The sequence below is a fragment of the Marinobacter sp. G5_S1_61_S3 genome (assembly GCF_054968585.1).
Genome location: NZ_JBQKUK010000004.1, coordinates 234771 through 249201, shown reverse-complemented (window position 1 = coordinate 249201; position 14431 = coordinate 234771). Strand labels below are relative to the sequence as shown.

Annotated in this window: 11 protein-coding genes; 1 reads left to right on the top strand and 10 read right to left on the bottom strand. The window is 56.5% G+C overall.

Annotation, left to right across the window (positions count from 1 at the left end):
• Positions 1-3 precede the first annotated feature (3 nt).
• Positions 4-3615 carry a CHASE domain-containing protein gene (locus ACTRWH_RS05490; RefSeq protein WP_462826055.1) on the bottom strand — a complete coding sequence of 1204 codons (3612 nt, stop codon included), beginning with the start codon at positions 3613-3615 and terminating at the stop codon, positions 4-6.
• A gap of 139 nt (positions 3616-3754) precedes the next feature.
• Positions 3755-4270, bottom strand: coding sequence for a 2-oxo-4-hydroxy-4-carboxy-5-ureidoimidazoline decarboxylase (gene uraD, locus ACTRWH_RS05485; RefSeq protein ID WP_041334489.1), 516 nt, complete (start codon positions 4268-4270; stop codon positions 3755-3757).
• A 524-nt stretch (positions 4271-4794) separates the two neighbouring features.
• Between uraD and ACTRWH_RS05480 the strand changes: the two genes are divergently transcribed.
• Positions 4795-5550 (top strand): GntR family transcriptional regulator, encoded by a 756-nt coding sequence (locus ACTRWH_RS05480; RefSeq protein WP_041334486.1) that lies wholly within the window; start codon positions 4795-4797, stop codon positions 5548-5550.
• A gap of 53 nt (positions 5551-5603) precedes the next feature.
• Here the strand turns inward: ACTRWH_RS05480 and ACTRWH_RS05475 are convergent, their stop codons facing one another.
• From ACTRWH_RS05475 to ACTRWH_RS05440, 8 genes are all read right to left on the bottom strand, one after another.
• Positions 5604-6917 carry a DUF4147 domain-containing protein gene (locus ACTRWH_RS05475; RefSeq protein WP_462826054.1) on the bottom strand — a complete coding sequence of 438 codons (1314 nt, stop codon included), beginning with the start codon at positions 6915-6917 and terminating at the stop codon, positions 5604-5606.
• A gap of 130 nt (positions 6918-7047) precedes the next feature.
• Positions 7048-7938 carry a 2-hydroxy-3-oxopropionate reductase gene (locus ACTRWH_RS05470; RefSeq protein ID WP_470368384.1) on the bottom strand — a complete coding sequence of 297 codons (891 nt, stop codon included), beginning with the start codon at positions 7936-7938 and terminating at the stop codon, positions 7048-7050.
• Positions 7939-7970: 32 nt separating this feature from the next.
• Positions 7971-8747: a hydroxypyruvate isomerase gene (hyi, locus tag ACTRWH_RS05465; protein ID WP_462826053.1), complete on the bottom strand. Its 777-nt coding sequence runs from the start codon at positions 8745-8747 to the stop codon at positions 7971-7973.
• An 88-nt stretch (positions 8748-8835) separates the two neighbouring features.
• Complete coding sequence (gcl, locus tag ACTRWH_RS05460) at positions 8836-10611, bottom strand: glyoxylate carboligase (RefSeq protein ID WP_136633656.1); 1776 nt, start codon at positions 10609-10611, stop codon at positions 8836-8838.
• Between the two features lie 110 nt (positions 10612-10721).
• A complete protein-coding gene (locus tag ACTRWH_RS05455) occupies positions 10722-11219 on the bottom strand; it encodes an ureidoglycolate lyase (RefSeq protein ID WP_462826052.1) in 498 nt (165 codons plus the stop codon).
• A gap of 20 nt (positions 11220-11239) precedes the next feature.
• Positions 11240-12076 (bottom strand): bifunctional allantoicase/(S)-ureidoglycine aminohydrolase, encoded by an 837-nt coding sequence (locus ACTRWH_RS05450; RefSeq protein ID WP_462826068.1) that lies wholly within the window; start codon positions 12074-12076, stop codon positions 11240-11242.
• 11 nt (positions 12077-12087) lie between these two features.
• A complete protein-coding gene (puuE, locus tag ACTRWH_RS05445; RefSeq protein WP_462826051.1) occupies positions 12088-13038 on the bottom strand; it encodes an allantoinase PuuE in 951 nt (316 codons plus the stop codon).
• Positions 13039-13148: 110 nt separating this feature from the next.
• Positions 13149-14387, bottom strand: coding sequence for a urate hydroxylase PuuD (locus ACTRWH_RS05440; protein ID WP_075195335.1), 1239 nt, complete (start codon positions 14385-14387; stop codon positions 13149-13151).
• Positions 14388-14431: the final 44 nt, after the last annotated feature.

The following is a 14431-nucleotide window of genomic DNA, read 5'->3' as shown; positions in this document are numbered from 1 at the left end:
GGCCTATCCCTCCAGTGGAACATCGTCCAATAGTGTGAGTGCGAGCGGGAAGTCATAGACCTCCAACGCTTGCCTCAGTTGGTTCGCCAGTTTCATCTCGCCGCTGGCAATGAGGTGATTCAAGATCACCCTCAAATCTTCATCTTCAGCGATACGATTGCCACCCAGTTTCGTCTTTACACGAGAGAGCACGATTTGTAACTCTGCGTCGGTTTCAGCGACATTGTCGCCAGAAGCGATCAAGCCAAAGTGCTGCTCCAAACGTCGGCTGTGCTCCAAGAGCAGGTTGAGCAACTGGGGCAACATGGACAACGAGGTATGGTCCTCCTGGGCGTTCTCAATCAGACCAGCCACCTGCGCAAGCTCTGTATCGGCAATACTGACAGCAGCCCCTTTGATCTTGTGCGCCATGTGACGGGCATCTTCCGCCAGCGTTGCCTTCCGGACATCAGCAACCATCTCCGCGGAACTGGCAATGAAGCTTCTGACACACCGAGTGAACAACGCTTGATCATCACTGAAAAGACGATCGTAAGCCTGACGTGAAATAAAGTCCGGCATGTCCGTTACCGCCACCTCCGTGTCGTTGAATACCTCACTCTCGTCGGACACCTCGGGCGTGTAAACCACTGACCGACGATCTTCAAAGTAGGTTTCCAGCAGTAACTGGATATCCTTGGGAACCACCGGTTTGGTGAGATAGTCCTGCATTCCCGCCACCTTAGCCGTCATGCGGTCGTGATCGGAAATAGAGGCCGAGAGCGCAACGATGATGGAGTCATTTGCGTTGGCACAGCCATGGATCCGCTCGGTCACCTCCTGGCCGGTTTCACCGTCCAGGTGAAGGTCCATCAGTATAAGGTCGAAGCCCCTCTGCCCCAAGCGCTCAACGGCCTGGTCCCCTGTCTGGACAGACTGCACATTGACACCAAACGATCTCAGGTAACTCTCAACAATTTCGCAGTTCAAGGGCACATCGTCGACCACCAGCGCGGATAATCCGTCAAACTGGGGCTTGCCCCCTCCCCGCGAATCCGGCTTATTCCCATGTCTTTGGGAAAAGTGCTCGAAGAGCTTTGATGGCGTCAGGGGCTCAAAGGCCATGTGCCCGCCGGAACGCTCGAAGTCCGCCACCCAGTCCCGCCAATAGCCGGCAGAGGCAATGATCAGTATGGCCCAGAGCGGGTACCTGCCGGGATCGGTCAGGAGCTCGGTCACGAAACCGTCCAGCAGGCTCGGTTCCGTGCCTTCCATATCAATCAGGAAGAACCTGTCTTCGACGTCTTCAACCTTCGCAATACTCTCAAGGATAGCGGGCCATTGAGCCATATCATCGACGGTTTCAAGTGTCAGGCGCCAATGCTCCCGATAATCCTCGAGCAAGGCCAGATTGGCACGGAAACCGTAATGGAAGACGTGAATCGGCCTTCCCGTCCTCGAGGAACTTACTGTGCCATCATCCTGGGAGACACCTACAGGCACCAAAAGCCGGAAAGTCGAGCCCTTGCCAATGTCGCTCTCCAGGGTCAGCTCCGCCTTCATCAATAATGCCAGTCTTTGGCTGATGGCAAGGCCTAACCCGGTCCCACCGAAATTCCGGCTCGTGGATTCGTCCGCTTGCCGGAAGTTCTCAAAAATTCGCCCCTGGTCCTCGGGTTTGATACCCACACCGGTATCCACAACTTCAATTTGCAGATAGCCGCTTGCCTGACTCTCAGTCCGATAATCAATCCGGACATCGATACCGCCCTTGCGGGTGAATTTGACGGCATTACCGACAAGGTTGGTGCATATCTGGGAGATGCGTAGCAGATCGCCCGACACACGATTGGGTGTCGCGGGATCAATAGACACCCTGAGTTTCAGGCCTTTTTCTTCCGCAACAATGGCAAACAGGTCAACGCTGCGGTGAACCAGCGCATCGATATCAAATGGATGGATATCAAGCTCAATGTGATCCGCTTCGATCTTGGACAGATCAAGAATGTCATTCAGAAGTTGCAGGAGTGCCTCAGACGCCGAGAAGGCTTTCTTAACGAGCCGCCGTGGGTGATCCTCCAACCCTGCTTCCTGCAACAACACCAGAACACCGATAATCGCGTTCATGGGTGTGCGGATCTCGTGGCTCATATTGGCAAGGAAGGCCGTTTTGACGGTCACCGCCGATTCCGCCTCCTGCTTCTGTTCCTCAAGTTCCGCGTTCAGAACTTCCAGCTCCTTTTCACGCTGCACGATATCGGTTACGTCAATCGTGGTCGCCATGAAACACCGCTCACCCTGCAAAGTCACCGGGTGATAACTGACCACAACATCGCGGATCTCACCCTTGCGGTTTTCAAGCGAAGCACTGGCCTGAACGCTCTTCCCTTCCAGCGCCTGCTGATAATGTTTGCTGCGCTCTTTGACGAGGTCGGGGCCAAGCATCTGCTCCAGATTCTGGCCAATGGCCGCTTCTTTACTGTACGGGAACCAGTGTTCTCCGTAGGCGTTCATAAAACGACACGTGAGTCGGGAGTCCCAGACAGACACGGTTAATGGAAGGTGGTCAGTCAGCGTGTTGATGAAATTCAGGCTTTCCTGCAGCTCAGCTGTTTTCTCAACAACCTCACTTTCGGCGCGGCGGCGAGCGTTGGCCATGAGCGCAAAGACCAGAAAAATCAGGGCATTGATAACAAGGCCGCTGACCAGAATGATAATGGGCTGCTTACCGGCATTGAACGTTTCAAAACGCCGGGTAGTCTGGACATCGAAATGCCACTGACGACCATACATATCCATCACGTAAGACGTCTCGAACATGGGAGTAGGGTCGTAATTGTCGCCACGGGTTTCATCGAGTTCACTGTACAGGCGGGATTCACCGTCCGTAACCCGAAAGTGAACAAGCCGGTTGACGTTGGCGAGCGTGCCTTCCATCAGTTTTGACATGATGAAGGGTGCGTAAACCAGCCCGCTGAACAATGACTCACGTTGATCGGCCGGTGGCACCTCTGCGGATTGGTAGAATGGCCGAAAGAAAAGGAACCCTGGTGTTTTTTCTTCATCCTGTACCAATACGATAGGGCCCGTGATCTGGGTTTGGCCGGTTCGCATTGCTTTGAGCGCGGCCTGGTATCGATTCGATTCATGAGCCATGTCGAGCCCGACGGCCGCGTCATTAGACGCCTCCGGCTCAATGTAGACAATGGGCCAGAAGTCATCGCCACCATGGGAAGGATGCACCCGGAAGTAGGAACGCTCCTGTTGTTTTTCCGCGATATAGTCGCCCAGATTTTCCGCGGAGACACGCTCAATAACGCCGATACCATTGATACCCGGCAAACGCTCCTGAAGCGCCAGCACTTCGCTGAAGCGCTTCCACATTTCCAGGTTCACGCCGCCCTCTGAGGCACGGATAGCACCGGCACCGGACATCAATGCAAATTCGTACTTCTGCATCCGGTCCCGCAGCAGTTCATTGAGCTGTTTCACCTGATGGTCAAACTGCTCCCCGGCCTTCTCCTCTGCAATTCGGGACGAAACCTGCCAGGCGGTGAGGGTAAGCAGTAACGAGAGGGAAATCACCACCCAATGAAGTAAGGACAGTGACTGAAAGGACTTCCATGCGTTGAACATATCTCGGCCCACATCCTGTTAGGAACAACACGATAAAGTGTAGTTCAGTTTCGGAGTGAGCACGAAAGGATCTGCGTCTCAATAGACTAATAAATCTATACTTTGAACCAGATGCACAAAAGGTTCGGCGCTCCGCCCACTACATGGCTTGCAGGCGGAATAAGGCAATTTTATTGATCTCGCTCAGGGCACGCTGAAATTCCTGTTCGGGAGAGTTGTGAATGCGCTCTTCGAACGACGCCAGTATCTGGTGTCGATTACTACCTCGCACCGCCATCACAAAAATAAACCCAAACTTGGCTTTGTACGCCTCATTCAGCCTTACAAAGCGCTCAAACTCTTCCGGGCTGCAATCCTGAATGCCGGCACCGGCCTGCTCGGACGTACTGGAGGCTGTAAGCTCTCCACGCATAGCGGCTTTGCCTGCGAGATCAGGGTGGGCGTTGATCAAGGCCAACTGGGTGTCGCGATCCGCACTGAGAAGGATGTTGGCCATCCGCTCATGCAGGCTTTCGACCTCATCACATGTCTCATCGATGCCCATCTCATAGGCTTTATCCGCTACCCACGGTGAATGCTCATAGATGTCCGCAAATGCGGCTACGAAGTCCTCGCGCCCAAGGCTGGACGGAGTCAGGGTTCGAAAACGGCTCATTGTTTACTCCTGATACCTCAATGAATGCGATTGGCGCCCACGCTTCAGAGCGAAACACCATAATATCGTATACAATTAACATAGACACCAATGTGAGGCAATTCTTTTTGCAGGCCGGCAATATCTCTGGCTTCAGCATGGCGATCACTCACCACCACCAAGCCACAAAAGATCCACAAAAGACGACATTTATTAATTTATGGGATACAATATTCCTATATTGTGTATTCACTTATGACTGGATTATGTTACTCTTTGATCAGGTCATCGTGGCCACGGCGGGGAGGTGTTGTGACATTCGATCTGCGAACCTTACCCGCCCTCCTGCAACACACTCGACTTGCCTCAGTGTGTTTTTACCCGCCTCCCGGCGGGTTTTTTTTGCCCCTTCCCCAACCCCAGCGATGACCTGGAGCTCCAAAAGGTGGCACGGGAGCGGATCAGGCTCGGCTAAACGGGGTCATTTCTCGTATACTATCCCACTACCGGATTTCGTACTTCCACCACCTCATTCGCGAGACATTATGAGCAAACAAGCGCAGCCCACCAAAAGCCCGAACCGAGCCGAGAAGAAACGGACGGGGGCGACAAGCGACACCATATACGCCCACATGTTCGACGCTATTCTTGAGCATCGCCTGGCCCCGGGAACCAAATTGAGCGAAGAGGCGTTGGGAGAAATTTTTGGAGTCAGCCGCACGATTATCCGGCGGGAGCTGTCACAGCTGGCACATGAGGGTGTCGTTTCCATTCGCCCCAACCGGGGCGCGATGGTGGCCAGCCCAAGCGTGGAGGAAGCCCGCCAGATTCTCTACGCAAGGCGTTTGGTCGAACGTGCCATCACAGAGCTTGCCGTTCAGCACGCCACTGAAGAACAGATCGATGAGCTGCGGGAGATGGTGACAGAAGAGCATGATTGCTTCGCCCGCGGGGATCGGGGCGCCGGTATTCGCTTGTCTGGCGAATTCCATCTGAAACTGGCCGAGGCGGCAAACAACGCCCCCTTCGTTGGCTTCCAGCGCAGCCTGGTTTCGCAGACCTCACTGATCATCGCCCAATACGAAAAGGGAACCCGTTCGCACTGCTCCTATGATGAGCACAACCAGCTACTGGATGCGATATCCGCCCGTGACACCGACAAAGCCGTTTCGTTGATGATGCATCACATGGATCATATCGATGCGAAACTGAACTTTGATAACGAAAGCACAACCGATGACCTGCATGCGGTGTTTTCACACATCGGTTTTGCCCGGAAAAAAGCCGGCACCAAACAATAAGGCCCTGCCACGGTATCCGCGTACAGGACCGATATTAGTGCTCGGTGCTTCCCTCACATGGACTTCGGAAGCACCAGAATGGCCCGAAAATCATTAACATTGGTGCGAGTCGGACCCGTGATGATCAAGCCATCAAGCGCCTCAAAAAAGCTGTAGGCGTCGTTGCGGGCGAGATAGGTGGCAGGGTCAAGCTTCAGGGCCTGAACCCGCGACCAGTCATTGGGGCCGAAAATGGCGCCGGCGTTATCCTCGGAGCCATCAATACCGTCCGTGTCGATGGCCAAAGCGTGAATATTGGACGCTCCCTGAAGGACCGAGATGGCACCCAGGAGGTATTCGACGTTGCGACCTCCTCGCCCTTCACCGGACACCGTAACGCTGGTCTCGCCGCCTGAAAGGATCAACAGAGGTTCTTTGAGGTCTTTTTGCAGCTTCAACGCCATTGTCGCGTGCTCACCTCCGAGCTCCCTCGCTTCTCCTTCAAGATCGTCACCCAACACTCGAACATCCACACCGGCCAGATTTGCGGACGCTTCGGCGGCCCGAAGTGCATCACAGGCCCTGGCCTGAATGATCGTGCGGTCAAGTCCAAATTCGGGTGAATGCGGCTTGGGGGCAGTATCGTCGCTGACCAGGTGGCTGCGCACAGCCTCTGGAATATCAATGGAGTACCGCTCCAGTATTTCCAGGGCATCCATTGGCGTTGTCGCATCTGGAATGGTTGGCCCTGAGGCGATAAGCGCAGGATCGTCGCCGGGCACATCGGAAATCAGGTAGGTAATCACCCTCGCCGGATGGGCAGCGACAGCCAGGCGCCCACCCTTGACGCGCGAAAGGTGGCGCCGCACCGTGTTGATCTCCCGGATCGGGGCACCACAACGCAACAGCGTCTTGTTGATGGCCTGCTTTTGCTGCAGTGTCAGCCCTGGCGCCGGCAGCGTCATGAGTGCGGAACCGCCACCGGAAATCAAAGCGACAACAAGATCATTCTCGGTCAGCCCGGCCACCGACTCGAGCATACGCTGGGCAGCCTTCTCGCCCAATTCGTCCGGCATGGGATGAGAAGCTTCCAGTACCTCAATGTGACGACATTCCGCACCGTGTCCATACCGGGTAACAACGAGGCCGGAAAGGTCGGCGTCTTCGTAGGTATCAGCCCACGTGCGCTCGAAGGCCGCAGCCATTGCCGCCGCCGCTTTGCCAGCCCCAATCACGACGGTACGTCCGGCCGGGCGCGGCGGTAGCTGGCCAGCCGAAAGCAGCGTATCGGGATGGACGGCGGAGACCGCCGTTGCGGCAAGCTGCCTGAGCCAGACATTCACTTCTGTCGGATGATCAAAGGACAGCGAATTGGACAAGGCGTGCATCTGCGGCTCCTCGCAACGGATAGAAATTAAAGAAACGACGTGGTACGCCGGCGCGCCCCCAATCGCGCCCTAATGGCCGGTGCCGAATCGACACCGGCCATTGGGTTTGAGTGCTGCGCCGGCTGCTTAACTAGGCACCAATCTCGTGGTCTGCCAGTTTTTCCAGGGCCTTCACAATGCCTGCGTGATCCCAATCCGCGCCATTGTTCGCGGCGCAGGCCTGGAACAGTTGCTGGGCGTTGGCGGTGCCAGGTAGCGACAGGTTCAGGCTGCGTGCACTTTCCAGGGCCAGGTTGAGGTCCTTCTGGTGCAGGCGAATACGGAAGCCAGGGTCAAAGGTACGCTTGATCATGCGCTCTCCGTGGACATCGAGGATCTTCGACTGGGCCAGACCACCCAGCAGGGCCTCACGCACTTTCGTTACATCCGCTCCGGCTTTCGACGCGAAAAGCAGACCCTCAGCCGCGGCCTGGATGGTCAGTGCTACCACGATCTGGTTGGCAACTTTGCAGATCTGACCGGCGCCGTGATCGCCAATATGGGTGATGGTCTTACCCATGACCTCAAGGACGGGCAGAGCCCGGTTAAAGCCTTCATTGGTACCACCTACCATAATGGTCAGGGTTGCGTTAACAGCGCCACCCTCGCCACCAGATACCGGGGCATCAACGTACTCACCACCAGCCTCGGTGATGCGCTTGGCAAATGCCTGGGTGGGGATCGGCGCAATGGAGCTCATATCGATGACCAGCGTACCGGGCTGGAGACCTTCAACGATGCCGCCCTCACCAATCAGCACTTCCTCAACATCGGGGGTATCCGGAACCATGGTGATGATAATCTCGGCCTGTTCCGCAACTGCCTTGGGGCTATCGACCTCTTTCATGCCCTTGGCCGCCAGGCCTTCGTCCAGGGAGCCGTACTTAACATAGGTCACCAGCTCGTGGCCTGCTTCCATCAGGTGTCCGGCCATGGGCCGCCCCATAATTCCGAGACCAATAAATCCGATCTTGCTCATAATCCTCTCCTTACTAACTTTTTTGTTGAATGACCTTATCGTGCGTTATCCAGCCAGCCGAGCCCTTCCAGCGTCGTCGCCGCAGGCTTGTACTCGCAGCCGATCCACCCCTGGTAGCCCAGGCGATCAAGATGGCCGAACAGGAACGGGTAATTAATCTCCCCGGTGCCGGGTTCGTGGCGCCCTGGATTGTCCGCCAGCTGCACATGGCCGATTTTCGAAAGGTGCTTTTCGATGGTCGGGGCCAGGTCGCCCTCCATGATCTGCATGTGATAGATGTCGTACTGCAGTTGCAGGTTGTCGCTGCCCACTTCCTCAAACAGCGCCAGAGCCTGCTCCGTCCGGTTGAGGAAGAAGCCGGGGATGTCCCGGGTGTTGATGGGCTCGGCGAGCAACAGGATGCCTGCCGCTTTCAGCTTTTCGGCGGCGAAGCGGAGGTTGTCGATCAGTGTGCGACGGGCCTGTTCTTCGCTCACCGTGTTAGGTCGGATACCTGCCAGACAATTCAGTTGCTTACACCCGAGCACGGTGGCGTAGTCAATCGCCAGATCCACGCCTTCACGAAACTCTTCGACCCGGTCCGGGTGACAGGCAATACCGCGCTCACCAGCCGCCCAGTCCCCTGCGGGAAGGTTGTGCAGCACCTGGGTGAGGCCATGGGCATCCAACTGCTTTTTGATGTCTGCCGCGGGAAAATCGTAGGGGAAGAGATACTCTACGCCCTGGAAGCCTGCCGACGCGGCGGCCTGGAAGCGGTCGAGAAAATCCTCCTCGGTGAACAGCATGCTTAGATTCGCTGCAAACTTAGGCATTTTGGGGTCTCCTACTCGTCCATTTTTGGGTCTTCGCCCCCTCTACCTGTTGATTTCCCAAAGGTTCGGGGGCGATTGATTGCGTTGCTTAAGTCAGGCTGGCAATTGAGGTCGGCGCATCGGTGACGTTCTCTACCAGTGCTTCGAACTCGTTAACACCGTCAAGATCGGTCCCCATGGCAATGTTGGTCACACGCTCAAGGATGATCTCAACCACAACCGGTACCCGGTGTTCCTGCATCAGTTGCCGCGCCTGTACAAACGCCGGGCCAATGTCATCAGGCTTGGTGACCCGCAACGCCTTGCAACCAAGGCCCTCGACAACCGAGACATGATCAACGCCATAGTCGTTAATCTCGGGGCAGTTGACGTTCTCGAACGACAGCTGCACGCAGTAGTCCATGTCGAAACCACGCTGCGCCTGACGGATCAGTCCCAGATACGAGTTGTTCACGAGGACATGGATGTAGGGCAGCTTGAACTGCGCCCCGGCAGCCAACTCCTCGACCATGAACTGGAAGTCGTAGTCCCCGGAGAGAGCGACGACCTCGGCCTCGGGATCGGCACGGCATACACCCAGGGCAGCTGGAATGGTCCAGCCCAACGGCCCGGCCTGACCGCAGTTGATCCAGTGCCGCGGCTTGTACACGTGCAGGAACTGGGCTCCGGCAATCTGGGACAGACCAATGGCGGTCACGTACCGGACATTCTTGCCGAACACCTTGTTCATCTCTTCGTAGACGCGCTGCGGCTTGACCGGCACGTCGTCGAAGTGAGTCTTGCGCAGCAGTGTCTGCTTACGCTCCTGGCATTCCTGGGCCCAGGCTCCGCGATCCTTGAGTTTGCCTTCGGCGCGCCACTCCTTGGCCACGGTAATGAAGAGTTCCAGCGCCGCCTTGGCATCAGAGACAATCCCGTAATCCGGCCCGAAGATACGGCCGATCTGGGTGGGCTCGATGTCAACATGAACAAACTTCCGGTCCTTGGTATAGGCCTCAATGCTACCGGTGTGCCGGTTCGCCCAGCGGTTACCAATACCCATCACGAAGTCGGACGCGAGCATGGTGGCGTTGCCATAGCGATGGGACGTCTGGAGCCCCACCATGCCGGCCATCAATGGATGGTCATCCGGAATCGTCCCCCAGCCCATCAAGGTCGGAACAACGGGAACACCTGTAAGCTCTGCAAACTCAACCAGAAGGTCGCTCGCATCACTGTTGATAACGCCGCCACCGGCAACCAGCAGGGGCTTGTCAGCCTCGTTCAGCAAGTTCAGTGCTTTTTCGATCTGCGCCCGTGAAGCCGACGGCTTGTAGGCAGGCAACGATTCGTAGGTGTCCGGATCAAATTCGATCTCGCTCATCTGTACATCGATGGGCAGGTCAATCAGAACGGGACCTGGACGGGAGCTGCGCATCAACTGGAACGCCTGCTGGAACGCCCGCGGCACCTGGGCTGGCTCAAGGACGGTAACCGCCCATTTGGTCACCGGGCCGGCGATGGCCTGGATGTTCACCGCCTGGAAGTCTTCCTTGTGCAGTTTGCTGCGCGGCGCCTGCCCAGTGATGCAGAGAATGGGTATGGAGTCGCCCGTGGCAGAGTACAGCCCGGTGATCATGTCGGTGCCGGCAGGCCCTGACGTTCCGATGCAGACACCGATGTTGCCTGCTTTTGTGCGGGTGTAACCCTCTGCCATATGAGAGGCCCCCTCCACGTGGCGCGCAAGGACATGGTCAACTCCTCCAACCTTGCGCATGGCGGAATAGAACGGGTTAATCGCCGCTCCGGGCACTCCAAAGGCAATGTCGATACCTTCTTTCTTCAAAACGTGAACAGCTGCTTCTGCTGCGGTCATGCGAGTCATGGTGTTTCCTCCGAAGTAAGGTTGTTCTTGTATTCGAGGCGAAGCTCGTCCCGGCGCCTGAAACGTATGTGCACCGTCGGTAAAGGTTGAATGGAAATTCAGCCGGTAGATCAGTCAGATAGGTCGAGGAGCACACGCACCTCCATTCCGTACTCGTCGCAGTTGTTCCCCGAGCCGCCGCGATCGATAACCAGGAATTCACCTTCCCGATCCAACACCGACTGCACGGCGTGCCAGGTACCCGCGCGGTAATTCACTCCCTGGAAACCATCGGTGACAAAGGCGCGAACTTCATCAGGGCTGATCGTGTCGCCTGGGGGTGCGACAACAACCAGGAATCGCTCCTCGTGCAGAGGCATAAAGGCCTGGCTGCCTTGCGGGTGGCGCTCCAGGAACGACAGCTCCAGCGGTAACGTCACCGGCTGGCTGACAAAAATACTCACCAGAACCCGCGCCTCATCACCGAGCAGCTCCACTTTCGCCAGATCATGGTGGCGCTGGGTGCGCCCCCCATTGATGGGAAAGGAGTCAGCCGTGCGCCGGTCAATAACATCCCCGAATTCGGCGAATGCCTCCGGGCTCAACGGTTGTGCTTTGAGTTCCAGCATAAAAATGTCCTCGTCTCAGCTCAGCGCGAACCGAATCCGCTGAGTTTCATGTGCCGGTTCACGTCCTTGTAAAGCAGGTAACGGAACGGCCCCGGCCCACCGGCATAGCACGCTTGCGGGCAGAAGGCGCGAAGCCACATGTAGTCACCCGCCTCCACTTCAACCCAATCCTGGTTGAGGTGATAAACCGCCTTCCCTTCCAGCACGTAAAGGCCATGTTCCATCACGTGGGTCTCGGCAAATGGAATGACTCCGCCGGGCTGGAAATTGACAATGTTGACGTGCATATCATGTCGAATGTCCTGCGGATCAACAAAGCGTGTTGTCGTCCAGCGCCCCTCAGTTCCCGGCATCTCGGTGGGCGTTATGTCCGTCTCATTGGTGACAAAAGCTTCAGGCACATCAATACCGTCCACATGCTCGTAGGCTTTTCGCACCCAGTGAAAACGCAGCGGCGAATCGCTCTCGTTCAACAACTGCCAGGACGCACCCGGCGGGATAAAGGCATAGCCGCCCTCTTGCATCCGGTGTTGTTGGCCGGCGATGGTCAGGGTCATCTTGCCTTCAACCACAAACAGAACCCCTTCCGCGCAAGCGTCCAGCTCTGGTCGCGAGCTGCCGCCCCCAGGGGACACCTCCATGATGTACTGGGAGAACGTTTCGGCGAATCCAGACAGCGGGCGTGAAAGCACCCAAAGCCGGGTTTTTTCCCAATGCGGCAAGGCACTGGCGACGATATCCCGCATCACGCCCCTGGGAATGATGGCGTAGGCTTCGGTAAAAACCGCACGGTCAGACAACAACTGGGTCTGAGGTGGATGCCCGCCAGCGGGAGCGTAATACGTAGGTTTGTTCACAGATCGATTGCTCATTGCTGCTCCTTGGATGAGAGCGGGTGGTGGTGCTCGGCCCAATGGCGAGCAATATCCACACGTCTCGTAACCCAGACACGATCATGGGCTTCTATGTGATCGAGGAATCGCTGCAGGGCCCGGAAGCGTCCCGGCCGGCCAACCAGCCGACAGTGGAGACCAACAGACAGCATTTTTGGCGCGTCCTCACCCTCGGCATAAAGCACGTCGAAGGCATCCCGTAAATACTGGTAAAAGTCCTCTCCGGTACCAAAGCCTTGCGCTGAAGCGAAGCGCATGTCATTGGTGTCCAGGGCATAAGGCACTACCAGGTGGTTGTGCATTTCGCCCCCACTATCGTACTGACGGGTCCAGAACGGCAGATCGTCCCCGTAGTAATCGCTGTCGTAGAGAAAGCTGCCTTCGTCCAGCACCAGACGGCGCGTGTTCTCGCTGTCGCGACCGGTATACCACCCTGCCGGTTTCTCGCCGTATAAAGCCTCGAAGATCTCGATGGCCCGGCGCATGTGCGCGCGCTCTATACCTTCCGGAATATTCTGGTAGTGAATCCAGCGCCAACCGTGACAGGCAACCTCATGCCCCAGCTCTTTAAACGCATGGGCAAGCTCGGGGTGTCGCTCAAGGGCCATCGCCACACCAAATACCGTCAGCGGCATGCCGCGGCGCTGAAACTCCTTCAGTACCCGCCATACCCCTGCCCGCGAGCCGTACTCATAGATTGACTCCATGCTCATGTGCCGGCTTGGGTAGGCCTCAGCCCCGGCGATTTCGGACAGGAACTGCTCCGAATGCGTATCGCCATGCAGGACGCAGTTCTCCGCACCTTCCTCGTAATTGAGAACGAACTGCACGGCAATGCGTGCCCGGCCAGGCCAATTTGCATGGGGAGGCTCAGAACCGTAACCAATCAGGTCTCGGGGGTAATGGTCTGGATTAGCCGGATTCATCAAGCAACTTCCTTCTTCCAATCCGTTTGGCAGGCCGTTGGTACCAGCTCGCCTTCAATATGTATTGTATACTTAAACATACTATATTGTATCCAACATGAACGCAACACTCATTCACCCCAGTTCTTGATGATTTCGCGCTCTTCTTCGGTCATGTTCGTGGCGTTGCCCAACGGCATGTATCCGTTCGCCACAACCTCCTGGATCTTGGCCTGATGGCTGAGGATCTGATCAACCGCATCAAACGCAAATCCCGCCGGCGGAGCCGAAAACGCCGGGTTCTCAGGTTGCTTTGAATGGCATCCCGCACAGTGCTGTTCAATGGTCGCGCCCACGTTCGCAGCAAGGGGGGATTCACTTGTCTCATGCGTCGTCGTATTGGGCTCGGCGTTTGCCTGAGCCGTTGCCACCTGGGACTCTCCCGTGGGCGCGGCCACCCAGAACGTCAGCAGGATCAGCACACCACCGGCCAGAAGGTAGGAAGGTTGGGTTTTGCCCGCATGCATCAGTACAAAGAACTGGCGGATAACGGCGCCGGCAAATATGAGCAGCGACATGACCAACCATGCCTGAGCCTCTGTATAGGCGAAGGCGTAGTGATTACTGATCATCAACAGAACAACGGGAAGCGTGAAGTAGGTATTGTGGACAGAGCGTTGTTTACCGCGCTTGCCATCAATCGGATTGGGCTCCTCGCCCGCCTTCATGGCATCGACCATGCGGCGCTGGCCCGGAATGATCCAGAAGAAAACGTTCGCGGACATGGCTGTCGCCATGACAGCACCGGTCAGAAGGAACGCAGCACGGCCAGCAAACAATTGAGTGCTTACATAGGCAACTATGACAAGCAGCACCCCAACCGCAATACTCAGGATGCCGTCCCGCTCCATGTTCGGGCTTATGCGCTTGCACAGCTCATTGTATACAACCCACCCGAACACCAGAAAAAGCACCGCCGCAACGTTGGCCTGCCATCCACTTAACTCAGCAGCCCACTGCCAACTGCTATTGGTGTTCACCAGGTAGAAGCCTGGGTTGACCATGTAGAGAATAACGAACAGCGCGAAACCCGACAGCCAGGTGGTGTACGATTTCCAGAACGACCAATGCAGGTCGGCAGGCAAGGTACCCGGACTGGTGGCGTACTTTTGGTTGTGATAGAAACCGCCCCCATGCACAGCCCACATCTCACCAAAAACCCCCTTCTTTTTGCAGTTTTCGGCCTGTGGCGGCTTGAGGCTGTTATCCAGCATCACGAAGTAGATTGACTCACCAATCCACGCAATCGCCGCAATCACATGCAGCCACCGCAACATGAAATTCACAAAATCCAGAATGTAAGCTTCCATTAACCTGTTCTCTTGTTCGCACTGTTGTATTGATGACTGACCAT

Bases quoted from the DNA above. Each gene is read 5' to 3' on its own strand.
- ACTRWH_RS05490 (WP_462826055.1), bottom strand. From the start codon at position 3,615: ATGTTCAACGCATGGAAGTCCTTTCAGTCACTGTCCTTACTTCATTGG.
- uraD (WP_041334489.1), bottom strand. From the start codon at position 4,270: ATGAGCCGTTTTCGAACCCTGACTCCGTCCAGCCTTGGGCGCGAGGAC.
- ACTRWH_RS05480 (WP_041334486.1), top strand. From the start codon at position 4,795: ATGAGCAAACAAGCGCAGCCCACCAAAAGCCCGAACCGAGCCGAGAAG.
- ACTRWH_RS05475 (WP_462826054.1), bottom strand. From the start codon at position 6,917: ATGCACGCCTTGTCCAATTCGCTGTCCTTTGATCATCCGACAGAAGTG.
- hyi (WP_462826053.1), bottom strand. From the start codon at position 8,747: ATGCCTAAGTTTGCAGCGAATCTAAGCATGCTGTTCACCGAGGAGGAT.
- gcl (WP_136633656.1), bottom strand. From the start codon at position 10,611: ATGACTCGCATGACCGCAGCAGAAGCAGCTGTTCACGTTTTGAAGAAA.
- ACTRWH_RS05455 (WP_462826052.1), bottom strand. From the start codon at position 11,219: ATGCTGGAACTCAAAGCACAACCGTTGAGCCCGGAGGCATTCGCCGAA.
- puuE (WP_462826051.1), bottom strand. From the start codon at position 13,038: ATGAATCCGGCTAATCCAGACCATTACCCCCGAGACCTGATTGGTTAC.
- ACTRWH_RS05440 (WP_075195335.1), bottom strand. From the start codon at position 14,387: ATGGAAGCTTACATTCTGGATTTTGTGAATTTCATGTTGCGGTGGCTG.